The sequence below is a fragment of the Kitasatospora sp. NPDC002227 genome (assembly GCF_040296285.1).
In the GTDB taxonomy this organism is placed as follows: Bacteria; Actinomycetota; Actinomycetes; order Streptomycetales; family Streptomycetaceae; genus Kitasatospora.
This window is the reverse complement of sequence record NZ_JBEOWY010000038.1, coordinates 17,643-39,587: the sequence shown is the minus strand read 5'-3', so window position 1 is coordinate 39,587 and position 21,945 is coordinate 17,643. Positions and strand designations below refer to the sequence as shown.

Here is a 21,945-nt window from a genome sequence, read left to right as displayed (position 1 = left end):
AGCCGTCGGAGCAGGGTGTGCTCTAGTCGTGGGCCGGCTGGTTCTGCTGCCGGTCCAGTTTGGCGATGTCCGGGTGGTGCAGGTCGAAGGCCGGGCACTCGGAGCGGACTCGGGGCAGGGTGGTGAAGTTGTGCCGGGGCGGCGGGCAGGAGGTGGCCCACTCCAGGGAGCGGCCGTAGCCCCAGGGGTCGTCCACGCCGACCTGCTCGCCGTGCCGGGCCGTGTGCCAGACGTTGTAGAGGAAGGGCAGGGTGGAGGCGCCGAGCAGGAAGGAGCCGATGGTCGAGACGGTGTTCAGCGCGGTGAAGCCGTCCGAGGCCAGGTAGTCGGCGTACCGGCGGGGCATGCCCTCCGCGCCCAGCCAGTGCTGGACGAGGAAGGTGGTGTGGAAGCCGACGAACAGCGTCCAGAAGTGCAGCCGCCCCAGCCGCTCGTCGAGCATCTTGCCCGTCATCTTCGGCCACCAGAAGTGGAAGCCGGCGAACATCGCGAAGACGACGGTGCCGAAGACCACGTAGTGGAAGTGCGCGACGACGAAGTACGAGTCGGAGACGTGGAAGTCGATCGGCGGTGAGGCGAGCAGCACGCCGGTCAGGCCGCCGAAGAGGAAGGTCGCCAGGAAGCCGATCGTCCAGAGCATCGGCGCCTCGAAGCTCAGACTGCCCTGCCACATCGTGCCGATCCAGTTGAAGAACTTCACGCCCGTCGGCACCGCGATGAGCAGCGTCATGACGGAGAAGAACGGCAGCAGCACCTGGCCCGTGACGAACATGTGGTGCGCCCAGACGGTGATGCTCAGCCCCGTGATGGCGATGGTGGCGGCGACCAGGCTGGTGTAACCGAAGATCGGCTTACGGGCGAAGACCGGGATCACCTCGGTGACGATGCCGAAGAACGGCAGCGCGATGATGTACACCTCGGGGTGGCCGAAGAACCAGAACAGGTGCTGCCAGAGCATCACACCGCCGTTGGCCGGGTCGAAGACGTGCGCGCCGAACTTGCGGTCGGCCTCCAGGGCGAAGAGCGCGGCCGCCAGCACGGGAAAGGCGAAGAGCACCAGGATGCTGGTGAGCAGGATGTTCCAGACGAAGATCGGCATCCGGAACAGGGTCATGCCGGGGGCGCGCATGCAGACGATGGTCGTGACGAAGTTGACCGAGCCGAGGATGGTGCCCAGGCCGGAGAGCGCCAGGCCCATGATCCACATGTCGCCGCCGATGCCCGGGCTGTGCCCGGCCCCGCTCAGGGGCGTGTAGGCGAACCAGCCGAAGTCCGGTGCGCCGTCGGGCGTCAGGAACGAGCCCATCGCGATCAGCGAACCGAACAGGTAGAACCAGTACGCGACCATGTTCAGCCGGGGGAAGGCCACATCGGGGGAGCCGATCTGCAGCGGCATGATCCAGTTGGCGAAGCCGGCGAACAGCGGTGTCGCGAACATCAGCAGCATCGCCGTGCCGTGCATGGTGAACAGCTGGTTGAACTGCTCGTTGGAGAGCAGTTGCAGCCCAGGCCGGGCCAGCTCCGCGCGCATCAGCATCGCCATCAGGCCCGCGAGGAGGAAGAAGACGAAGGACGTCACCATGTAGAGCGTGCCGATCTTCTTGTGATCGGTGGTGGTCAGCCAGAGCACCAACACCCGGGCCCGGGGCGGTTTCGGCGGGCGCTTCGGCGGCGCGGGCGGCCGGGGCCTGCCCAGGTTCTCGTTGAGAATCGTCACGACGGCCGCCTCTCGGTCCGGAGCGGCCACCCGATCACCACGGGTAGCCGGTCCATCACTATCAGCAGGCCGTGGTGAGAGCGCGCGGCGCGCCGGACGGTAGCCCAGGCGGGGAGTCCAGCCCCGGGAGCCCGGGCGCGCGGACCCGGCCGCCTTCGCGCGGAATTCGGTCGCGCCCCGAAAACGGTCGGCCGAATGGCAGGCGGTGGTGCTGTGGCGCTTTCGGCTGCTCACCGCCGAGGAGGCGGCGAGCAGCCGGTGACCTGCGCTACGGGCGGGCCTTGACCGAGCGGGTGATGGCCTTCCACTTCTTGAGGCGCTCGGCGGCCAGCCGGGCGTCGCTGCGGGAGGCGATCCACTCGTTCTCCCGCTGGAGCTTGAGGTAGCTGTCCATCCGGCGCTGCGGGAGGGTGCCGTCCAGGAGGGCGGCGGCCACGGCGCAGCCCGGCTCGGAGCGGTGGCTGCAGTCGTGGAAGCGGCAGTCCTCGGCGAGTGCCTCGATGTCGGAGAAGGCGTGGGCGAGGCCCTCGCCGCCGTAGAGGCCGACGCCACGCAGACCGGGGGTGTCGATCACCACGCCGCCGCCGGGCAGTGCGATGAGCTCACGGGTGGTCGTGGTGTGGCGGCCCTTCTCGTCGACGGCGCGCGTCTGCTGGACCGTCATGACATCGGTGCCGACCAGGGCGTTGGTCAACGTCGACTTGCCCGCGCCGGACTGGCCGATCAGGGCGCTGGAGCCGGGGGCGCAGGCCCGCAGCACGTCGATGCCCTCGCCCGTCTCGGCGCTGACCACCAGGACGGTGACGCCGGGGGCGATGCCCTCGACGTCCTGGCGGACGAAGTCGGCGTCGGAGACCAGGTCGGCCTTGGTGAGGACGACGATGGGCTCGGCGCCGCTCTCCCAGGCCAGGGCCAGGAAGCGCTCGATCCGGCCGAGGTCCGGGTCGGCGGCGAGCGAGACCGCGATCAGCACGGTGTCCACGTTCGCCGCGAGGACCTGTCCGTCGGAGCGGGAGCCCGCGCTCTTGCGGATGATCGCCGTGCCGCGCGGCAGCAGCGCCGCGATGCTCGGCATCGGCGAGGCCGCGAGGTCGACCGCGACCCAGTCGCCCGTGCAGGGGCAGTTGATCGGGTCGGGATCGCCGACCGGGCGCGAGTCGGCCCGGACGGTGCGCAGCTCGCCGGTCTCCGGGTCGGCCAGCACGACGTCGCACTGGCCGCGGTCGACCCGGATGATGCGGGCAGGGGTGAGACCGGCTTCGGCGAGCGGCGCGAAGTCGGCGTCCAGCTCGGCCGTCCAGCCGAGACCGGTGAAGGTGTACTCAGAAGTAGCGGAAGAAGAGAAGGTGGTGCTCAGAGTTGCGTAAGACAACGCAGTGGGGCCCTTCGGGAGGAATGCGATCCCGGCGGGTCTACGGCTGCGCGAGAAAGGGTCTCGTCGTGTGTCAGCAGCCGGCGGCCGGGAGGGAGAGGTGGGTGCGAGTGCTGCTCTGGGCAGCCGTGACGACAGTGACAGCCACGAGGCTCACCTCCGCTTTCCAAACTCGGCCCGGGCTCCGCCGTGCAGGCGGCCAGGACCTGACGATCCGTTGTCTGCGACGAGTCTAGGATCTTCGCCGAAAATCCCGCAAGACATTTTTGACCTGCGGTTTCACCCTCCCGCGGCCCCCGCCGGGCACTCCCCCGGCCGGGCGTAGCGGACCACCTTCAGCCCGCGCACCAGCACCGCCCGGCACGGCGCGAAGCTCTTGGCGAGCGCGGCGGCCTTGGCCCGGTCCCGGGCGTTGGGGGCGGGGCGGGGGCGCGGGTCGGTGACCAGCACCACGCCCGTGGCCCCGCGCAGCGCCGCCGTGATCGCGGCCGGTTCGGCCTCGACCCCGTTGATGGTGCCGGAGTCGGCGCCGGCCTCGGCCAGCGCGAGGTCGTGCAGGCCCGCGAAGGCCGCCGGGTCGTACAGCGCGGCCTCGCGCCGGGCCCCGGGGAGGAACAGGACGGCGTCCCCCGGCCGCGCCAGCTCCTGGACGGCCCGGGCGGCGGCGGCCACGTCGTTGGGCCGGGCCCCGGGCGCCCGCAGGCCGAGCTCCACCGGCAGCAGCGCGGCCACCGCGGCCGGCACGGCGAGCACCGCCACCACCCGCCGCGCCCGCCCGGGCAACGCCTGGAGCCCCCGCGCGAGCACCCCGCCCACCAGCAGCGCCAGCCCGGCGTAGCTGAACACCACGTACCGGTCCACGTACAGCGGATCGAGGTAGGAGACCAGGATCAGCACCGCCGGCGGCACCACCAGCCACGGTAGCCCGACCACCGCGAGAGCGGCCGCCGGGCCCCGCCCCAGCAGCCACCAGCACAGCGCGCCCACCGCGGAGGTCAGCGCCGGTGCCCACACGTCGGCCAACCCCGGGGTGGTGATCCACCCGACCTGGTCCGCCTGGCGGCCGCTCAGCACGGCCAGCGGCGCGAGCCCCGCCGCCGCCCCGGCCACCGCGAGGGCCCAGCCGAGCAGCACCCGCCGGCCCGCGCGGGCCCACAGCATGGACACCCCGTGCGCGGCCACCGCGAGCACCGCGAACTCGTGCAGCAAGCCGCCGAGCAGCACCGCGAGCCCGTACCCCGCCCAGGCCCACCCGCCCGGCCGCTGCCGGGCGCGGACCAGCTGCCAGCCGGCCAGCACCACGGCCGCCGTGACCAGCGCGTACGAGCGCCCCTCCTGGGCGTACTGCTGGATCGCGGGCAGCAGGGCGAAGACCAGCCCGGCGGCCAGCCCCGCGGCGGCGCCCGCCAGGCGGCGGCCGAGGTCGGCGAGCAGCGCGGCGGCCAGGGCGGTGGCGAGCACCGAGGGCAGCCGCAGCGCCACCAGGCCGCCGTCCCAGAGCGCGAACACCCCGTGCAGCAGCAGGTAGTAGAGGCCGTGCACGGCGTCGATCCCGCCGAGCAGCCGCCACAGCTCGGGCAGCGAGCGGTGTGCCACCTGCACCGTGACCACCTCGTCCCGCCAGATGCTCCCCTGCCGGGTGATCCCCCACAGCCCGAGCACCAGCGAGAGCAGGAAGGGCGGGCCGGCGACCCGCGCCCTAACCACCGGGACGGTCGGAGTCCGGCGGCGGGGGCTGGCGCCGGTGGACGCCGCGGGGGCGGAGGCGGCCGCGCAGGTTGGCCGGGGGCAGCAGGTCGGCCCAGCGCTCGGGGTACTCGGAGGGCGGGTCGGCGTCGTCCTCGTCGAGGTACTCGTCCTCCTCGACGCCCTCGGCCAGGCCGAGCTCGCGGGCCAGCCGGGCCCGCTCCACGGCCCGGCGGGCGGAGACCTCGCGGACCACGGCCGCCGCGGCCTCCTCGCTGGCGCGCTCGTTCTCGGCGCGGGCGTCGGCCGTCTCGACGGTGGGCCAGCGGCGGTCTATCGCGGCGTTCATCGCGGCGCCGATCAGCACGGCCAGCGCGACCACGCCGATCCACAGCAGCACGGCCACCGGCGCGGCCAGCTGCCCGTACACCGAGTGGCCCTCGACCGAGCTCACCAGGTAGAGACGGAGCAGCGCGCTGCACACCACCAGCACCCCGAGGGCGACCAGCGCGCCGGGGATGTCCTCCCGCCAGGGCGTGCTTACCGGGACGGCCACGTGGTAGAGGGTGGTGAGGAAGACCACCAGGAGCAGGATCGCCACCGGCCAGTAGAGCGCCTGGAGCACGTCCTGCGAGGAGGGCCCGAGCGCGTTGGCCACCAGGCCGGGCCCGGCCACCAGCAGCGGCAGCACCAGGGAGCCGATCACCAGCGCGCCGAGGTAGAGGCCCAGCGAGGCCAGGCGGGTCTTGACGATGCCGCGCTTGCCGTCCAGGCCGTACATCACGGTGATGGTGTCGATGAAGATGTAGAGCGCGCGCGAGCCGGACCAGAGCGAGAGCAGGAAGCCGATCGAGATCAGGTCGGGCCGGGTGTGGTCGAAGACGGAGCTCAGCAGCGGCTGGACGATCTGGTCCACCGAGCTCGGGGAGAGCACCGTCCCGGAGGCCGTGACGATGTCGTCCTTGAGGCGGTTGATGGTGCCGGCGCCGAGGATGTCGTCGAGGTAGCCGAGGGTGCCCGCCAGGCAGAGCAGCAGGGGCGGGATGGAGAGCAGGGTGAAGAAGGCCGCCTCGGCCGCGAGGCCGGTGACGCGGTACTCGACGCAGGTGTTGGTGGTGTCCTTGAGGAGCGCCCAGATGGTCGTGCGCCAGGTGGCGCGCTTGGCCGCCCGGCGGGTGCCTCTGCCCCGGCGGCGCGAGGGCCGCTCGGTGGCGGCCTTCCTGGTCGTTTCCCCTGCTGGTTGCACCCCCCTACGTTAGCGGCCCGGCCACCCGCGACCGGCCGGGGCGGCGGGAGCGGTCGGGCCACCCTGCGGGCCGGGTGTCCACATTCCGGAACGCCGGCCTCGACGCCCGCCGGAAGCCGCGACGCTTTATCACCTCCGGGGGTACTTGCCGTCGTACCGGTCGACGATGTGTCATATCCCTGGGGTCCGGATCCCGGCCCCACCTCCGTATCGAAGGCCTTTCACGGCCGCGGAGCACGACAGTCCGGCTCGGCCAGGCTGCCCGCACGAAGCGCCACTCGCACCGCCACCAGCTCGGTCCACGCTCCTGTACTGCGACGGAACCGTCGCGTCTCAGAGGGCGAAACAGTTATGTCCACAGTTCGGACGTTAGTGGACCGCCAGTCGCCCGCCGTGCGAATCTCTTGCCATGCCAAGCGCCGGAACCACCCTCGTAGGTCGACTTCACGTCGACCTCCTGCGCGTGGCCAGCGCCATCTGTCCGGTGACCTGAGCCCCACCCCGCTACCACCACCGCACTCGGCCCTCGCACCGCCATCCCCACCCGCCGACGCGGACGTACGCGCGCCCCTCGGGCTGGTCACTGCATCCCAGCTCTGCCCGGCACCACCGTGAAACCCCAGGTCAAGGCCGTTCCCTGCCCAGCGCCGCCGCGACCGCCGCCACCCCAGACCGCTGATGAAGGACGACTCATGGCACCCACGCCCGAACCGGTCGAGCCCCAGGCCGACAGCGCCGCCGTGCGCCGTCCCGCCGCCGCCCGCAAGGTGACCCGCCACCGTGGCGAGGGTCAGTGGGGCATGGGCCACTTCTCCCCGCTGAACGCCAACGAGCAGTTCAAGCGGGACGACGACGGTCTCAATGTGCGGACACGCATTGAGACGATCTACGCGAAGAACGGCTTCTCCTCGATCGACCCGTCCGACCTCCGCGGCCGGATGCGCTGGTGGGGTCTGTACACCCAGCGCAAGGAGGGCATCGACGGCGGCAAGACCGGCATCCTGGAGCCGCACGAGCTCGACGCCGAGTTCTTCATGCTGCGCGTGCGCATCGACGGCGGCCAGCTCACGGTGGCGCAGCTCAAGGCGATCGCCGAGGTCTCCGAGGAGTACGGCCGCGGCACCGCCGACCTGACCGACCGGCAGAACGTCCAGTACCACTGGATCCGGGTCGAGGACATGCCCGCGATCTGGCAGAAGCTGGAGGGCGTCGGCCTGTCCACCACCGAGGCCTGCGGCGACACCCCGCGTGTCATCCTCGGCTCCCCGGTGGCCGGCGTCGCCGAGGACGAGATCATCGACGGCACCCCCGCCATCGCCGAGATCCAGCGCCGCTTCATCGGCAACCCGGAGTACTCGAACCTGCCGCGCAAGTTCAAGTCCGCCATCTCCGGCTCCCCGCTGCTCGACATCGCGCACGAGATCAACGACATCGCCTTCGTCGGCGTGGTCCACCCCGAGCACGGCCCCGGCTTCGACCTCTGGGTCGGCGGCGGCCTCTCCACCAACCCCAAGCTGGGCGTGCGGCTCGGCGCCTGGGTGCCGCTGGAGGAGGTCGCGGACGTCTACGGCGGTGTGATCGGCATCTTCCGCGACTACGGCTACCGCCGCCTGCGCAACCGCGCGCGGCTCAAGTTCCTGGTCGCCGACTGGGGCCCGGAGAAGTTCCGCCAGGTGCTGCAGGACGAGTACCTCAAGTACGAGCTGATCGACGGCCCGGCGCCCAAGGAGCCCTCGGGCGTCTGGCGCGACCACGTCGGCGTGCACCGGCAGCAGGACGGCAACTTCTACGTCGGCTTCGCGCCGCGGGTCGGCCGGATGGACGGCAAGCTGCTCGGCCAGGTCGCCGACCTCGCCGCCGCGCACGGCTCGGACCGGCTGCGCACCACCGCCGAGCAGAAGATGATCATCCTCGACATCGCCGAGGACCAGGTCGCCTCGCTGGTGGCGGGCCTGGAGGAGCTGGACCTGCGGGTCAACCCCTCCCCCTTCCGCCGCGGCACGATGGCCTGCACCGGCATCGAGTACTGCAAGCTCGCCATCGTGGAGACCAAGGAGGTCGGCCGCTCGCTGATCGACGACCTGGAGGCCCGCCTCCCGGAGTTCGCCGAGCCGATCACCATCAACATCAACGGCTGCCCCAACGCCTGCGCCCGCATCCAGGTCGCCGACATCGGCCTCAAGGGCCAGCTGGTGACGGACGACAGCGGCGAGCAGGTCGAGGGCTACCAGGTGCACCTGGGCGGCGCGCTGGGCCTGGAGGCCGGCTTCGGCCGCAAGGTCCGCGGCCTGAAGGTCACCAAGGCCGGCCTGCCGGACTACGTCGAGCGCGTGCTGACCCGCTTCCAGGAGCAGCGCACCGAGGGCGAGCGGTTCGCCCAGTGGACGGCCCGGGCCAGCGAGGCGGACCTGTCATGAGCGAGCGAGCGGCACCGTTCCACTGCCCGTACTGCGGGGACGAGGACCTGCGGCCCTCCGCCGAGGGCGGCCACGGGGCCTGGGAGTGCGCCTCCTGCCGGCGCGCCTTCCAGCTGAGGTTCCTCGGCCTGCTGACCGGAACGTCGACCAACGGGGGTACGGCACATGAGCACCAGCACTGACCTGGCGGCGGTGGCCGCCGAGGCGGCCGCCGAGCTGGAGGAGGCGACCCCGCAGGAGATCCTGCGGTGGGCCGCCGACACCTTCGGCAAGCGCTTCTGCGTCACCTCCTCGATGGAGGACGCCGTGGTCGCGCACCTGGCCTCCTCGGTCTTCCCCGGCGTGGACGTGGTCTTCCTGGACACCGGCTACCACTTCGCCGAGACCATCGGCACCCGGGACGCCGTGGCCGCCGTGATGCCGGTCAACGTCATCACCCTCAAGCCGCTGCAGACCGTGGCCGAGCAGGACGCCCAGTACGGGCCGAACCTGCACGACCGCGACCCGGACCTGTGCTGCTCGCTCCGCAAGGTCGAGCCGCTGAACCGGGGCCTCGGCGCCTACGACGCCTGGGCGACCGGCCTGCGCCGCGACGAGTCGCCGTCCCGCGCCAACACCCCGGTGGTGGCCTGGGACGCCAAGCGCGGCAAGGTCAAGATCGCCCCGATCGCGCGCTGGACGCAGGAGGACGTGGACGCCTACGTCGCCGCCAACGGCGTGCTGCTCAACCCCCTGCTCTGGGAGGGCTACACCTCGATCGGCTGCTCCCCGCTCTCCTGCACCGCCAAGCCCGGCGAGGGCGAGGCGGGCCGGGCCGGCCGCTGGGCCGGGTCGGGCAAGACCGAGTGCGGCATCCATCTCTGATCGCCGCCGTCCCTCCACACATCCCCAACAACCCTTCGGAGCAGGAGACTTCACCGTGACCACAGCCACAGTGACCGAGCGCGGCGCCACCGTGTGGCTGACCGGGCTGCCGAGCGCCGGGAAGACCACCCTGGCCTTCGCCCTGGCCGAGCGGCTGCGCGCCGAGGGCCACAAGGTCGAGGTGCTCGACGGCGACGAGATCCGGGAGTTCCTCTCCAAGGGCCTCGGATTCAGCCAGGAGGACCGGCACACCAACGTGACCCGGATCGGCTTCGTGGCCGAGAAGCTCGCCTCGCACGGTGTGAAGGTCCTCGCCCCGGTGATCGCCCCGTACGCCGCCTCCCGAGCCGCCGTCCGCGCGCAGCACGACAAGAGCGGCACCGAGTTCCTGGAGATCCACGTGGCCACCCCGGTGGACGTCTGCTCCGTCCGGGACGTCAAGGGCCTGTACGCCAAGCAGGCGGCCGGCGAGATCGCCCACCTCACCGGGGTGGACGACCCGTACGAGGCGCCCGAGACCCCGGACCTGCGCATCGAGACCCAGCAGCAGTCGGTGGCCGAATCCGCCGCCGAGCTGCACACCTTCCTGACCACGAGGGGCCTGGCATGACGACCGTGACCCACACCCCGGCCGCGGCCAACGAGTACGCGCTGTCCCACCTGGACGCGCTCGAGGCCGAGTCGGTGCACATCTTCCGCGAGGTGGCGGGCGAGTTCGAGCGGCCGGTGATCCTGTTCTCCGGCGGCAAGGACTCGATCGTCATGCTGCACCTGGCGCTCAAGGCCTTCCACCCGGCGCCGATCCCCTTCTCGCTGCTGCACGTGGACACCGGCCACAACTTCCCCGAGGTACTGGCCTACCGCGACCGCGCCGTGGCCCAGCACTCCTTGCGCCTGCACGTCGCGCTGGTGCAGGACTACATCGACGACGGCCGGCTGCGCGAGCGCCCCGACGGGCTGCGCAACCCGCTGCAGACCGTCCCGCTGCTCGACGGCATCGAGACGGGCCGCTTCGACGCCGTCTTCGGCGGCGGCCGCCGCGACGAGGAGAAGGCCCGCGCCAAGGAGCGCGTCTTCTCCCTGCGCGACGAGTTCGGCGCCTGGGACCCGCGCCGCCAGCGCCCCGAGCTGTGGTCGCTCTACAACGGCCGCCACGCCGTCGGCGAGCACGTCCGGGTCTTCCCGCTCTCCAACTGGACCGAGCTGGACGTCTGGCAGTACATCGAGCGGGAGAAGATCGAGCTCCCCGAGATCTACTTCGCCCACGAGCGCGAGGTGTTCTCCCGCAACGGCATGTGGCTCACCGCCGGTGAGTGGGGCGGCCCGAAGGAGAGCGAGCCGGTCGAGACCCGGCTGGTGCGCTACCGCACGGTCGGCGACATGTCCTGCACCGGGGCCGTCGACTCCGACGCCGTCGCCATCACCGACGTGATCGCCGAGATCGCCGCCAGCCGCCTCACCGAGCGCGGCGCCACCCGCGCCGACGACAAGATGTCCGAGGCCGCCATGGAGGACCGCAAGCGCGAGGGGTACTTCTAACCATGACGACCGAACTCCACTCCACCGACGCCGTGTTCGGCGAGGCCGCCGCCACCGCGCTGCTGCGCTTCGCGACCGCGGGCTCCGTCGACGACGGCAAGTCCACCCTGGTCGGCCGCCTGCTGCACGACTCCAAGTCCGTGCTGGCCGACCAGTTGGAGGCCGTCGAGCGTGCCAGCCAGAACCGGGGCCAGGAGGCGCCGGACCTCGCACTGCTCACCGACGGCCTGCGGGCCGAGCGCGAGCAGGGCATCACCATCGACGTCGCCTACCGCTACTTCGCCACCCCCCGGCGGCGGTTCATCCTCGCCGACACCCCCGGGCACGTGCAGTACACCCGGAACATGGTGACCGGCGCCTCGACCGCCGAGCTGGCCGTGGTCCTGGTCGACGCCCGCAACGGCGTGGTCGAGCAGACCCGCCGCCACGCCGCCGTCACCGCCCTTCTGCGGGTGCCGCACGTGGTGCTCGCGGTCAACAAGATGGACCTGGTCGGCTACGAGGAGTCCGTCTTCGCGGCCATCGCCGAGGAGTTCACCTCCTACGCGGCCTCGCTCGGCGTCACGGACATCGTCGCGGTGCCGATCTCGGCGCTGGCCGGCGACAACGTGGTCGAGCCCTCCGCGCACATGGACTGGTACGGCGGCCCGACCCTGCTCGAGTACCTGGAGACCGTCCCGGTCGGCAGCGACCCGAGCGAGGAGCCCGCGCGCTTCCCGGTCCAGTACGTGATCCGCCCGCAGAGCGAGGAGCACCACGACTACCGCGGCTACGCCGGACAGCTGGCCTCCGGCGTGCTGCGCACCGGCGACACCGTGACGGTGCTCCCCAGCGGGCACACCACCACCGTGGCCGGGATCGACGTGCTCGGCACCGAGACCGACATCGCCTGGGCACCGCAGTCCGTCACCGTCCGCCTGGCCGAGGACATCGACGTCTCGCGCGGCGACCTGATCGCGGCCGGCGCCTTCGCCGAGCCCACCAAGGACGTCGTCGCCACCGTCAGCCACCTGCACGAGCGCCCGCTCAAGGTCGGCGACAAGCTGCTGCTCAAGCACACCACCCGCACGGTGCGCGCCCTGGTCAAGGAGATCTCCTACCGGATCGACATCGACACCCTCGAACAGCGGCCCGCCGCCGAGGGGTTGAACGTCAACGACATCGGCCGCGTGGTGCTGCGCACCTCCGAGCCGCTGGCGCTCGACGACTACCGCACCAACCGCCGCACCGGCTCGTTCCTCTTGATCGACCCGGCCGACGGCACCACCCTCACCGCCGGGATGGCGGGCGAGTCGTTCTCCACCGCTCCCGCCGTGGCGGCCGAGGCCGACGAGGAGGACTGGGTCTGATGGCGCGCGAGGCGTTCTCGGACATGGACAAGGAAGGCGGCCGCATCGGCAGCGGCGCCCTCGGCAGCGGCCAGGGCGGACTGATGCGATGTGCGGGCGGACAGGGGCGCTGACCCCTGTCACCGGGGCCGCCTGCCAGGCGGCGGGCGCCCCGGGCCCGGAAGGCACGCCACACGTGTCACCGCACCACATCTGAACTTCCCTGCTCGGCCCGCTCGTTGCGGGCCCACCATGAATGAGGACGCCTCGTAATGGCACCCAAGCCTGCTCTGCACTCCGCCGTCCGATTGCGCTCGGCCCGGCTGCGACGCTCCGCCGCCGCGCTGGTCGCGGGCCTCACCGCGGTCAGCCTGCTGAGCGCCTGCGGATACGGCTCCAAGTCCGCCGACAAGGCCGAGCCCGTCGCCGCCACCGCTGCCGGCGGCGCCAAGCTCTCCGCCGACAGCGTGAAGATCGGCTACTTCGCCAACCTGACCCACGGCACCGCCCTGGTCGGCCTCAAGGAAGGCCTGCTCCAGAAGGAGCTGGGCGCCACCCAGATCAAGCCGCAGGTCTTCAACGCCGGCCCGACCGAGATCGAGGCGCTCAACTCGGGCTCCATCGACATCGGTTGGATCGGCCCCTCGCCCGCCATCAACGGCTACGTGAAGTCCCAGGGCAAGGACCTGCGGATCATCGCGGGCTCCGCCTCCGGCGGCGTCAAGCTGGTGGTCAACCCCGCGAAGGTGACCAGCGAGGCGGACCTCAAGGGCAAGAAGATCGCCACCCCGCAGCTGGGCAACACCCAGGACGTGGCGCTGCTCAACTACCTGGCCGGCAAGGGCTTCAAGGTCGACCCGCAGTCCGGCAAGGGCGACGTCTCGGTGCTGCGCACCGACAACAAGGTCACCCCCGACGCGTACAAGTCCGGCTCCATCGACGGCGCCTGGGTGCCCGAGCCGACCGCCTCCAAGCTGGTCTCGCTCGGCGCCAAGGTGCTCGTGAACGAGAAGGAGCTGTGGCCGGACAAGAAGTTCGTGATCACCAACCTGATCGTCTCGCAGAAGTTCCTCAAGGAGCACCCGGACGTGGTCGAGGCCGTGCTGCGCGGCTCGGTGAAGACCAACGCCTTCATCAAGGCCAACCCCGAGAAGGCCAAGGCCGACGCCAACGCCGCGCTCAAGGATGCCGGCACCGCCTCGCTGGACGCCGCCGTCCTCGACCCGGCCTGGCAGGACATCGACTTCATCGACGACCCGCTCGCGGGCACCCTGCAGGCCGAGGCCGACCACGCCGTCACCGCCGGCCTGCTCAAGAAGCCGGACCTGGCTGGGATCTACGACCTGTCCCTGCTCGACAAGGTGCTGGGGGCCCAGGGCCAGCCCGCCGTGGCGGACGCCGGCCTCGGCACCAAGTAACCAGCTCAGTACCACCGCAGGTCACCAGATACTCCGCGGTCCTGGCCCCCGCCACCGCCCCGTCGATGCCCAGTCACCGGGCGCGGCGGGGGCCGGACCTCGGCTCCCAGCCGACCCCCTCACGCAGGAGGTGCCCAGATGTCCCAGACGCTGACCCTCGCGGACGACGCCGTCCAGACGACCGACCACCCGTCCGCCGTCCGCATCTCGCACGTGCACAAGTCCTTCGGCCGCCCGGGCGCGGTCAACCACGTCATCGACGACATCTGCCTGGACGTCGCCCCCGGCGAGTTCGTCACCCTGCTCGGGGCCTCCGGCTGCGGCAAGTCCACCCTGCTCAACATGGTCGCCGGTCTCGACAAGCCCACCCAGGGCACCATCGAGGTGCCGGGCGCCCGCCCCGCCCTGATGTTCCAGGAGCACGCGCTCTTCCCCTGGCTCACCGCGGGCAAGAACGTCGAGCTCGCGCTGCGCCTGGCCGGTGTGCCGCGCGCCGAGCGGGCCGCCGAGGCCAAGCGCCTGCTCGAGCTGGTCCGCCTCGGCGGCGCCTGCGGCAAGCGGGTGCACGAGCTCTCCGGCGGCATGCGCCAGCGCGTGGCGCTGGCCCGCTCGCTCGCCCAGGGCTCCAACGTGCTGCTGATGGACGAGCCGTTCGCCGCGCTCGACGCCATCACCCGGGACGTGCTGCACGACGAGATCACCCGGATCTGGCAGGAGCGCCGGCTGACCATCCTGTTCGTCACGCACAACGTCCGCGAGGCCGTCCGGCTCGCCCAGCGGGTCGTGCTGCTCTCCTCCCGGCCCGGCCGGGTCCGCAAGGAGTGGCGGATCGACCTGCCGCAGCCGCGCCGGATCGAGTCCTCCGGCGTCGCGGACCTGTCCATCGAGATCACCGAAGAACTGCGTGGGGAGATCCGTCGCCATGTCCAGCACTGACACCGCTCCCCTGCTGACCAAGAGCCGGGCCACCGACGACCTCGAGGCCGGGCTCGACGCCCTGGACACCGTGGTCGTCCAGCGCACGCCCTTCACCCAGACGCTGCGCCAGAAGGTGCTGCCGCCGGCGCTGGCCGTCGTGCTGGTCCTGGTGCTCTGGCAGGTCGCCTTCTCGCTCAAGCTGGCCGACAGCTACAAGCTGCCGAGCCCCGGGATGGTCCTCGACTCGCTCAAGGACCTCTGGTACCAGGGCACGCTCTTCTCGATCATCTGGACCAGCCTCTGGCGCGGCGGCTCCGGCTTCATCGCCTCGGTGATCATCGGCACCCCGATCGGCCTGCTGGTCGCCCAGGTCAAGCCCGTCCGCGCGGCCGTCGGCCCGATCCTCTCCGGCCTGCAGTCGCTGCCCTCGGTCGCCTGGGTGCCGGCCGCCGTGATCTGGCTCGGCGTCAACGACCAGGCCATGTACGCGGTGATCCTGCTCGGCGCCGTGCCCTCGATCGCCAACGGCCTGATCTCCGGTATCGACCAGGTGCCGCCGATCTTCCTGCGGGCCGGCCGCACCATGGGCGCCACCGGCCTCGCCGGGGCCCGCCACGTCCTGCTGCCCGCCGCCCTCCCCGGCTACCTGGCCGGCCTCAAGCAGGGCTGGGCCTTCTCGTGGCGCTCCCTGATGGCCGCCGAACTGATCGCCTCCTCGCCGGACCTCGGCATCGGCCTCGGCCGCTACCTGGAGAACCAGCGCGAGTCGATCGACATGCCCGGCGTCATGCTCGGCATCGTGCTGATCCTCTTCGTCGGCATCGCCATCGACCTCCTGGTCTTCTCCCCCGTCGAGCGCCGCGTCCTGCGCAACCGCGGCCTCCTGGCCCACAACCGCTGAGGCACCGGCCATGACCACCGTCCTGCGCAGACCCCAGGCCCCCGCGCTGGTGCTGATCGCACACGGGAGCCGGGACCCCCGGCACGCCGCGACCGTCGAGGCCCTGGCCGTGCTCCTGCGGGAGCGGCGGCCGGGCGTGGAGACGGTCACGGCGTACCTCGACCACTGCGCCCCCCGGGTCTCGCAGGTGGTGGGCCGGCTCGCCGGGGCACCGGCGGTGGCCGTGCCCCTGCTGCTGGGGCGGGCCTTCCACGCCCGCAGCGACATCCCGGCCGCCCTGCGCGACGCCGGGGCGGATCTCCCGCTCGCGGACGTGCTCGGTCCCTCTCCGCTGCTGCTCGACACGCTCGACCGCCGCCTGGCCGAGGCCGGTCTCGACATCACCGACCCGACGGTCCGGGCCCGTACCGGTGTGGTCCTCGCGGCGGCGGGCTCCTCCGACCGGGCGGCCAACGCCGCCACCCTCGCCGTCGCCGCCGACTGGCAGCGCACCCGGGGCTGGGCCGCCGTCGAGGTGGCCCACGCCTCCGGCACCGGCCCGACCCTGCCCGACGCCGTCGCCACCCTGCGCCGCACCGGCGCCCGCCAGGTCGCCGTCGCCCCGTACCTGCTGGCCCCCGGGCTGCTCCCCGACCGCATCACCACCGCCGCCGAGGCCGCCGGCGCCGACCTCACGGCCGCCGTCCTCGGCGCCGCTCCCGAGGTGGCCGGCCTGGTCCTCCAGCGCTACGACGCCACCCGCACCACCCGCCACCTGCGCGCCGCCTGAGTACCGGCCCCTCGGCGGCCCGGCGAGGGCGAAGACCGCCTGGGAAAACCTCGGCGGCCCGCAGGTCTCCTGCCCGCCGTCCGTCTCACAGCCAGTGCAACGCCCGTGCCGCCGCAGCCCGTTCGGCTTCCGGCACGGCGGCCAGGTCGGCGGCCAGGCGGCGGGTGCCGACCGTCCGGGCCAGGGCTTCGACCAGGTGTCGGGGGGAGTTGACGTCCTCGTCCGCCAACAGGGCCCGTAGCGCCAGCGGGTAGCAGCGCGAGGCCAGCTCGCGGTCTCCGGCCAGCGCCTGAACGGCCGCCTGCCGCTTGTGCCCGATCCGGTGGTACTGCGGGTAGAGCGGCTGGGCGGCAGCCAGCCGCTCCACCCGGGGGTCGGGCTCCTCCTCGAAGGCCACCCCGGCCGCCGCCAGCAGGGCGTCGAGGGCGGCTTCCTGGGCGTCGAGATCCATGCCGCCCAGCCTAACCGCCCGGCGCGACCAGGCCCGTCTCGTAGGCGAGCACCACGGCCTGGGCCCGGTCCCGCAGGTCCAGCTTGGAGAAGATCCGGGCCACGTGGGTCTTGACCGTCGCCTCGCTGAGGACCAGCCGCTCGGCCAGTTCGGCGTTGGACAGGCCTCGGGCCAGCAGGCCGAGCACCTCCAACTCCCTCGGGGTGAGCGGCGCCAGGTCGCGGTGGACCCGGGTGGCCGGCTCCGCGGGCACCGGCTCGGTGGCGTAGCGCTCGACCAGGCGGCGGGTGATGGAGGGGGCGAGCAGGGCGTCCCCGGTGTTGACCAGGCGGACGGCGGCGACCAGGTGCTCGGGGGTGACGTCCTTGAGCAGGAAGCCGCTCGCCCCGGCGCCGAGCGCCGCGTACACGTAGCGGTCGAGGTCGAAGGTGGTGAGGATGAGCACCCGGCAGGCCGGATCGGCGGCCAGGATCCGCCGGGTGGCGTCCAGCCCGTCCAGGCCCGGCATCCGGATGTCCATCAGCACCACCTCAGGCGCCAACTCCGCGGCCAGCGCCACGGCTTGGCGGCCGTCGCCCGCCTCGCCCACCACCTCGATGCCGGCCGCGCCGAGGATCAGCTTGAAGCCCGTCCGCACCAGCACCTGGTCGTCCGCGATCAGGACGCGGGGCCCGCCGCTCACCGGGCGGGCCGATCGAGCGGCAGCCGGGCCCGGACGCGGTAACCCCCGCCGAGCCGCCGCCGGGCGTCCAGCTCCCCGCCGTACACCCCGACCCGTTCGCGCAGCCCGATCAGCCCGCGCCCAGCACCGTCCGCCTCCCGCGCGGGCGCAGGCGTGCCGGAGAGCACGCTCGGCCCGCCGTTGAGCACCTCCACCCGCAGGTAGCGCTCCGCGTAACGCACCGTCACCTCGGCCTTCACCCCGTCCTGTCCGTGCTTGAGCGCATTGGTCAGCGCCTCCTGGATGATCCGGTACGCCGTCACGTCCACCCCGGCGGGCAGCGGCCTCGGCTCGCCGGAGACCTTGACCTCGACCGGCAGGCCCGCGAAGGCGATCCGGTCGATCAGCGGGCTGAGCCGGGTCAGGCTCGGCTGCGGGGCGAGCGCGTCGGCCTCCTCGTACGGCTCGTCCTCGCCGCTCTGCGAGGGCGCGAGCACGCCGAGCAGGGTGCGCAGCTCGGTCATGGTGTCCCGCCCGGCGCCCTCGACGGCGAGCAACGCGGCGGCGGCCTCCTCGGGCTGGGTGGCGAGCACCTGCCGGGCCGCTCCGGCCTGGATCACCATCACGCTCACGTTGTGGCTGACGATGTCGTGCAACTCCCGGGCGATCCTGGCGTGTTCGGCCGCGACGGCCTGGCGCGCCGCGCTCTCCCGCTCGCGTTCGAGCAGCCAGCCGCGCTCCTCCAGCGCCGCCCGGTGCCTGCGCCGCGCCCGGCCCAGCGCGAGCACCAGGCCGAACACCGCGACCACCGCCACGGCGGCCACCGCCACAGCGGCCACCGCCCAACCGGCTTCCCCCATGGCCACACCCTCCCACCCCGAGGCTCTCGGCTGCGTCCACCCCCGGTCGCAGCCCGGTACATCCCCAGGATGACCCGCGTGCCACCTTAGACCCACGGGCCGATGCCGCCCCCTCCTGGACGGCTCTAACGTCTGGGGCATGACGAGTGAAGACGGGGCAGGGCAGGTGGTCGTGGCACTCACGGCCGTCCGCAAGGAGTACGGCGAGGCGACGGCGCTCGACGGGGTCTCGCTGGAGATCCGGGCCGGTGAGGCCGTGGCGGTGATGGGGCCCTCGGGCAGCGGCAAGTCGACGCTGCTCAACATGGTGGCGGGCCTGGACCGCCCGACCTCGGGCCAAGTGCTCGTCCAGGGTGATGACTTGGGCCGGATGAAGGAGAAGGGCCTGGCCGTCTTCCGACGGCGGAAGATCGGCATGATCTTCCAGTTCTTCAACCTGATCGACGACCTCCCGGCGCTGGACAACGTGGCGCTGGCCGCCCAGCTGACCGGCACCCCGGCCGACCAGGCCCGCCGGCGGGCCCTCGAGCTGCTCGACGAGCTCGGCGTGGCCGACCGCCGCAACGCCTATCCGGCCGTGCTCTCCGGTGGCGAGCGCCAGCGGGTGGCGGTGGCCCGGGCCCTGATGAACCGTCCGGCCCTGCTGCTGGCGGACGAGCCGACCGGCGCGCTGGACAGCCGCGCGGGCGAGCAGGTGATGGACCTGCTGATCGTCACCCACGACGAGCGCCTGGCGCAGCGCTGCGCGAGCCGCGTGGTCGAGTTCGCCGACGGCCGGATCGCCCGCGAGCGCACCCTGGAGCGGCAGCCGTGAGCGCCGCCTTCACCGGGGGCGCCGTCTGGCGCGCCGCCCGCGCGGCCGTCCGGCGCCGCCGCCTGCAGACCGTGGTGACCGGCTTCGTGGTGCTGGTCTCCACCGCGACCCTGGTGGTGGCGCTCGGCCTGCTGGCCGCTGCCTCCGGGCCCTTCGACCAGGCCTTCGCGAAGCAGCGCGGCGCCCACCTCGTGGCCGCCTTCGACGCCGCCAAGGCCACCGACACCCAGCTCGCGGCCACCGCGCACCTGCCGGGCGTCGAGGCCGCCGCCGGGCCGTTCGGGCTGGCCATGCTGGAGACCGAACTGCCCGGCTTCGGCAACTTCCCGCCGCGCACGCTGGCCACGGTCGGCCGGGCCGACCCGGGCGGTGACGTGGACCGGGTCGACGTCTGGGCCGGCCACTGGCCCACCGGGCCGGGCCAGATCGTGCTGCGCGCCGTACCCGGACAGCCGCCGTTCGCGCTCGGCAGCACGCTCCACCCGAGCCGGGAGCCTGCCCTCACCGTGGTCGGCTTCGCCTCCTCGGTGAGCTGGTCGGCCGACGCCTGGGTGGCGCCGGCGCAGCTGCCCGCGTTGCACCCGGCGGGCCGCCAGATGCTCTACCGCTTCGCCGCGCACACCACCGACACCCAGCTGCGCTCGGACACCGCCGACCTGACGGCCGCGCTGCCGGCCGGGGCGCTGACCGGCTCGCAGCCGTACCTGGTGCTGAAGAACGCCGCCGCCGGGTCGACCACCTTCGTGCCGTTCCTGGTGATGTTCGGGATTCTCGGCCTGCTGGTGGCGGTGCTGATCGTGGGCAACGTGGTCAGCGGCGCGGTGGTCTCGGGCTTCCGGCACATCGGGGTGCTGAAGGCGCTGGGCTTCACCCCGGGGCAGGTGGTCGCGGTCTACCTGACGATGATCTCCGTACCGGCGGTGGCCGGGAGCCTGCTCGGCACCGTGCTCGGCAACCTGCTGGCCCGGCCGATCCTCTCCGAGGCCTTCGCCGGCTTCGGCTCGGCCGACACCACCGTCAGCGCCTGGGTGGACGTCATGGCGCTGCTCGGTATGCCCGCGATCGCGGTGCTGGCCGCGCTGCTGCCGGCCCTGCGGGCCCGGCGGCTGTCCGCCACCGAGGCGATCAGCGCGGGCAGCGCCCCGCGCGCCGGGCGCGGCCTGCGCATCCAGCGCCGCCTGAGCGGCACCCGGATGCCGCGCTCGGTGAGCCTGGGCATCGGGATGGCCTTCGCCCGCCCGGCCCGCAGCGCGATGACGCTCGGCGCCGTCCTGCTCGGCGTGCTGAGCATCACCGCCTCGGTCGGCTTCACCCTGACCCTCGACAACTACTCGCGGGCCGCCACCCGCCGGGGCTCCTAACAGCTCTCGGTGATCGCCCGCGACGGGTACGGCCCGCCCGGTTCCGTCGCCGTCAGCATGTCGCCCGCCGCCACCGAGCGGCTGATCCGCGGCCTGCCGGGGGTGACCGGCCTGAGCGCCATGGCGGCCGAGGAGGTGCAGATCACCGGGCAGGGCCAGAGTCTGATGGTCGACTTCCGGCGCTCGGACAGCAAGGACTCACCCTGGCCGGTGCTCAAGGGCACGTGGCTGGACGGGCCCGGCCAGGTCGAGGTGAACGGCGACTTCCTCTACAAGCGCGGCCTGCGGGTGGGTGACACCATCACGTTGGCCAAGGGCGACCGCCAGGTGCCGGTGGTGATCGCGGGCGAGCTGCTGGCCACCGGCATCGACCGGATCTACTCCAACTGGGAGACCCTCCAGCAGCTCGACCCGGCCAAGCGGGCCGACACCTACGAGGTCAAGCTCGCCCCCGGCACGGACGCCCAGTCGCTGGTGGAGCGGGTCCGGGCCGCCGATCCGGGCTTCCTCGCCTTCACCGACACCGACGTCACCCAGTCCTCGGTCGTGGTGATGAGCGGCACCGCCACGCTGCTCTCGCTGCTGCTCGGCACGGTCGCGGGGATGGGCATCTTCAACACGGTCGTGCTCAACACCCGTGAGCGGCGGCGGGACTTGGGCATGCTCAAGTCGATCGGGATGACGCCCCGCCAGGTGGTCGTCATGACGGTGTCCTCGATGGCCACCCTCGGTCTGGCCGGCAGCCTGGTCGGCGTCCCGCTCGGTGTGCTCTGCCACCACCTGCTGGCCGACCTGACCGCGACCGCCGCGCACGCGATCATCCCGGCCTCGATGCTGCGGGTGTTCTCCGCCCCGCTGCTGCTCGGCCTCGGTGCGGCGGGCCTGGCGATCGCGGTGCTCGGCGCCCTGCTGCCGGCCTCGCGGGCGGCCCGGCTGACCATCGCGGAGGTGCTGCACAACGAGTGAGGCCCCCGGCCGGCCCGCCGGGGTCACCGCCCCCGGCGGGCGAAGGCCGCAGCGAGCGGCTCGGCGTTGCGCGGCAGGCCGGTGACGACTCCGGCCCAGGAGCCGTCCGCGAACACCAGGTCGAGCCGCCCCCGCTGGATGACCCCCTTCGGGTGACGCCGCAGCCCGGCGAGGGCGGCGTACGGCTGGGACCAGTGCAGGGTGTGGTCCTCGGTGCCCAGCTGCCAGATCTTGGCGCGGTCGACCACCATCAGCACCCGCCGGTCCGTCACGGCGAACAGCCCGTGCGCGTAAGCCCCCTGGTCGTACATCCGCACCACGAACCGCCCGGCGGCGCTGCTCCAGCCGCCGTCCATGCCCTTGCCGTGCACCACGGAGCCGGAGGTGACGTCCTGCACCCGGTCCTCCAGCGCCCCGACGGCCGACTGCAGCGGGTTGAGCACGGCGTAGGCCTTGCGCAGCACCCCGAAGGAGGAGCCGATCCGCTCCTCCAGCCGGCTGGGCCGGCGCGGGGTCAGCAGTTCCTCCGGCGGACGCGTGATGCCGGGGGCCAGGCTGACCGAGGCCGCCTCGGCCAGCCGCTCGCCCGGATCGAGCAACGGCTCGATGACCTTCCGCTCCTGCTGCAGCACGTCAACGCCCCTTCACGGTACGGGA

22 protein-coding genes are annotated in these 21,945 nt (G+C 72.7%); 14 read left to right on the top strand and 8 right to left on the bottom strand.

Features of this window, described 5'->3' with window-relative positions:
* Positions 1 to 22 precede the first annotated feature (22 nt).
* From ctaD to ABT095_RS27555, 4 genes are all read right to left on the bottom strand, one after another.
* The gene (ctaD, locus tag ABT095_RS27570; RefSeq protein WP_502885028.1) at positions 23 to 1,717 is read right to left on the bottom strand and encodes an aa3-type cytochrome oxidase subunit I; all 1,695 of its coding nucleotides are present in this window, start codon (positions 1,715 to 1,717) and stop codon (positions 23 to 25) included.
* 268 nt (positions 1,718 to 1,985) lie between these two features.
* Positions 1,986 to 3,089 carry a ribosome small subunit-dependent GTPase A gene (rsgA, locus tag ABT095_RS27565; RefSeq protein WP_350532223.1) on the bottom strand — a complete coding sequence of 368 codons (1,104 nt, stop codon included), beginning with the start codon at positions 3,087 to 3,089 and terminating at the stop codon, positions 1,986 to 1,988.
* Positions 3,090 to 3,368: 279 nt separating this feature from the next.
* The gene (locus ABT095_RS27560) at positions 3,369 to 4,796 is read right to left on the bottom strand and encodes a glycosyltransferase family 39 protein (RefSeq protein ID WP_350532222.1); all 1,428 of its coding nucleotides are present in this window, start codon (positions 4,794 to 4,796) and stop codon (positions 3,369 to 3,371) included.
* Entirely contained in the window at positions 4,789 to 6,021 is a 1,233-nt protein-coding gene (locus ABT095_RS27555; RefSeq protein WP_350532221.1) for a YihY/virulence factor BrkB family protein, read from the bottom strand. Before ABT095_RS27555 ends, ABT095_RS27560 begins: the two co-directional genes overlap by 8 nt.
* 409 nt (positions 6,022 to 6,430) lie before the next feature.
* On the opposite strand from ABT095_RS27555, the gene ABT095_RS27550 reads away from it, so the two are divergent.
* From ABT095_RS27550 to ABT095_RS27500, 11 genes are all read left to right on the top strand, one after another.
* A complete protein-coding gene (locus tag ABT095_RS27550; protein WP_348532859.1) occupies positions 6,431 to 6,514 on the top strand; it encodes a putative leader peptide in 84 nt (27 codons plus the stop codon).
* 199 nt (positions 6,515 to 6,713) lie between these two features.
* The gene (locus tag ABT095_RS27545; protein ID WP_350532220.1) at positions 6,714 to 8,438 is read left to right on the top strand and encodes a nitrite/sulfite reductase; all 1,725 of its coding nucleotides are present in this window, start codon (positions 6,714 to 6,716) and stop codon (positions 8,436 to 8,438) included.
* On the top strand, positions 8,435 to 8,620 hold the full coding sequence (locus ABT095_RS27540; protein ID WP_350532219.1) for a hypothetical protein: 186 nt from the start codon (positions 8,435 to 8,437) through the stop codon (positions 8,618 to 8,620). The genes ABT095_RS27545 and ABT095_RS27540 overlap by 4 nt, the downstream gene beginning before the upstream one ends.
* The gene (locus ABT095_RS27535; RefSeq protein ID WP_350532218.1) at positions 8,604 to 9,302 is read left to right on the top strand and encodes a phosphoadenylyl-sulfate reductase; all 699 of its coding nucleotides are present in this window, start codon (positions 8,604 to 8,606) and stop codon (positions 9,300 to 9,302) included. Before ABT095_RS27540 ends, ABT095_RS27535 begins: the two co-directional genes overlap by 17 nt.
* A gap of 55 nt (positions 9,303 to 9,357) precedes the next feature.
* Positions 9,358 to 9,912: an adenylyl-sulfate kinase gene (gene cysC, locus ABT095_RS27530; protein ID WP_350532217.1), complete on the top strand. Its 555-nt coding sequence runs from the start codon at positions 9,358 to 9,360 to the stop codon at positions 9,910 to 9,912.
* Positions 9,909 to 10,841, top strand: coding sequence for a sulfate adenylyltransferase subunit CysD (gene cysD / locus ABT095_RS27525; RefSeq protein ID WP_350532216.1), 933 nt, complete (start codon positions 9,909 to 9,911; stop codon positions 10,839 to 10,841). Before cysC ends, cysD begins: the two co-directional genes overlap by 4 nt.
* A gap of 2 nt (positions 10,842 to 10,843) precedes the next feature.
* Entirely contained in the window at positions 10,844 to 12,190 is a 1,347-nt protein-coding gene (locus ABT095_RS27520) for a sulfate adenylyltransferase subunit 1 (RefSeq protein ID WP_350532215.1), read from the top strand.
* Between the two features lie 251 nt (positions 12,191 to 12,441).
* Positions 12,442 to 13,587 carry an aliphatic sulfonate ABC transporter substrate-binding protein gene (locus ABT095_RS27515; RefSeq protein ID WP_350532214.1) on the top strand — a complete coding sequence of 382 codons (1,146 nt, stop codon included), beginning with the start codon at positions 12,442 to 12,444 and terminating at the stop codon, positions 13,585 to 13,587.
* Between the two features lie 138 nt (positions 13,588 to 13,725).
* Entirely contained in the window at positions 13,726 to 14,523 is a 798-nt protein-coding gene (locus ABT095_RS27510; RefSeq protein WP_350532213.1) for an ABC transporter ATP-binding protein, read from the top strand.
* Positions 14,510 to 15,406: an ABC transporter permease gene (locus tag ABT095_RS27505; protein ID WP_350532212.1), complete on the top strand. Its 897-nt coding sequence runs from the start codon at positions 14,510 to 14,512 to the stop codon at positions 15,404 to 15,406. Before ABT095_RS27510 ends, ABT095_RS27505 begins: the two co-directional genes overlap by 14 nt.
* A gap of 10 nt (positions 15,407 to 15,416) precedes the next feature.
* Positions 15,417 to 16,175 (top strand): sirohydrochlorin chelatase, encoded by a 759-nt coding sequence (locus ABT095_RS27500; RefSeq protein WP_350532211.1) that lies wholly within the window; start codon positions 15,417 to 15,419, stop codon positions 16,173 to 16,175.
* Positions 16,176 to 16,260: 85 nt separating this feature from the next.
* Here ABT095_RS27500 and ABT095_RS27495 read toward each other — a convergent pair whose 3' ends face one another.
* The 3 genes from ABT095_RS27495 to ABT095_RS27485 are packed head-to-tail and all read right to left on the bottom strand — an operon-like array spanning position 16,261 to position 18,147.
* Entirely contained in the window at positions 16,261 to 16,626 is a 366-nt protein-coding gene (locus ABT095_RS27495; RefSeq protein WP_350532210.1) for a hypothetical protein, read from the bottom strand.
* Positions 16,627 to 16,636: 10 nt separating this feature from the next.
* Entirely contained in the window at positions 16,637 to 17,308 is a 672-nt protein-coding gene (locus ABT095_RS27490; RefSeq protein WP_350532209.1) for a response regulator, read from the bottom strand.
* On the bottom strand, positions 17,305 to 18,147 hold the full coding sequence (locus ABT095_RS27485; protein WP_350532208.1) for a sensor histidine kinase: 843 nt from the start codon (positions 18,145 to 18,147) through the stop codon (positions 17,305 to 17,307). The genes ABT095_RS27490 and ABT095_RS27485 overlap by 4 nt, the downstream gene beginning before the upstream one ends.
* 139 nt (positions 18,148 to 18,286) lie before the next feature.
* Here ABT095_RS27485 and ABT095_RS27480 point away from each other — a divergent pair, with 139 nt between their 5' ends.
* From ABT095_RS27480 to ABT095_RS27470, 3 genes are read left to right on the top strand one after another with little or no spacing between them, the layout of a single operon-like run.
* Positions 18,287 to 18,961 (top strand): ABC transporter ATP-binding protein, encoded by a 675-nt coding sequence (locus ABT095_RS27480; protein WP_350532207.1) that lies wholly within the window; start codon positions 18,287 to 18,289, stop codon positions 18,959 to 18,961.
* Positions 18,958 to 20,322, top strand: coding sequence for an FtsX-like permease family protein (locus ABT095_RS27475; protein WP_350532206.1), 1,365 nt, complete (start codon positions 18,958 to 18,960; stop codon positions 20,320 to 20,322). The genes ABT095_RS27480 and ABT095_RS27475 overlap by 4 nt, the downstream gene beginning before the upstream one ends.
* Before the next feature lie 9 nt (positions 20,323 to 20,331).
* A complete protein-coding gene (locus ABT095_RS27470; RefSeq protein ID WP_350532205.1) occupies positions 20,332 to 21,288 on the top strand; it encodes an ABC transporter permease in 957 nt (318 codons plus the stop codon).
* 23 nt (positions 21,289 to 21,311) lie between these two features.
* Here the strand turns inward: ABT095_RS27470 and ABT095_RS27465 are convergent, their stop codons facing one another.
* Positions 21,312 to 21,920 (bottom strand): hypothetical protein, encoded by a 609-nt coding sequence (locus ABT095_RS27465; RefSeq protein ID WP_350532204.1) that lies wholly within the window; start codon positions 21,918 to 21,920, stop codon positions 21,312 to 21,314.
* Between the last annotated feature and the right edge of the window lie 25 nt (positions 21,921 to 21,945).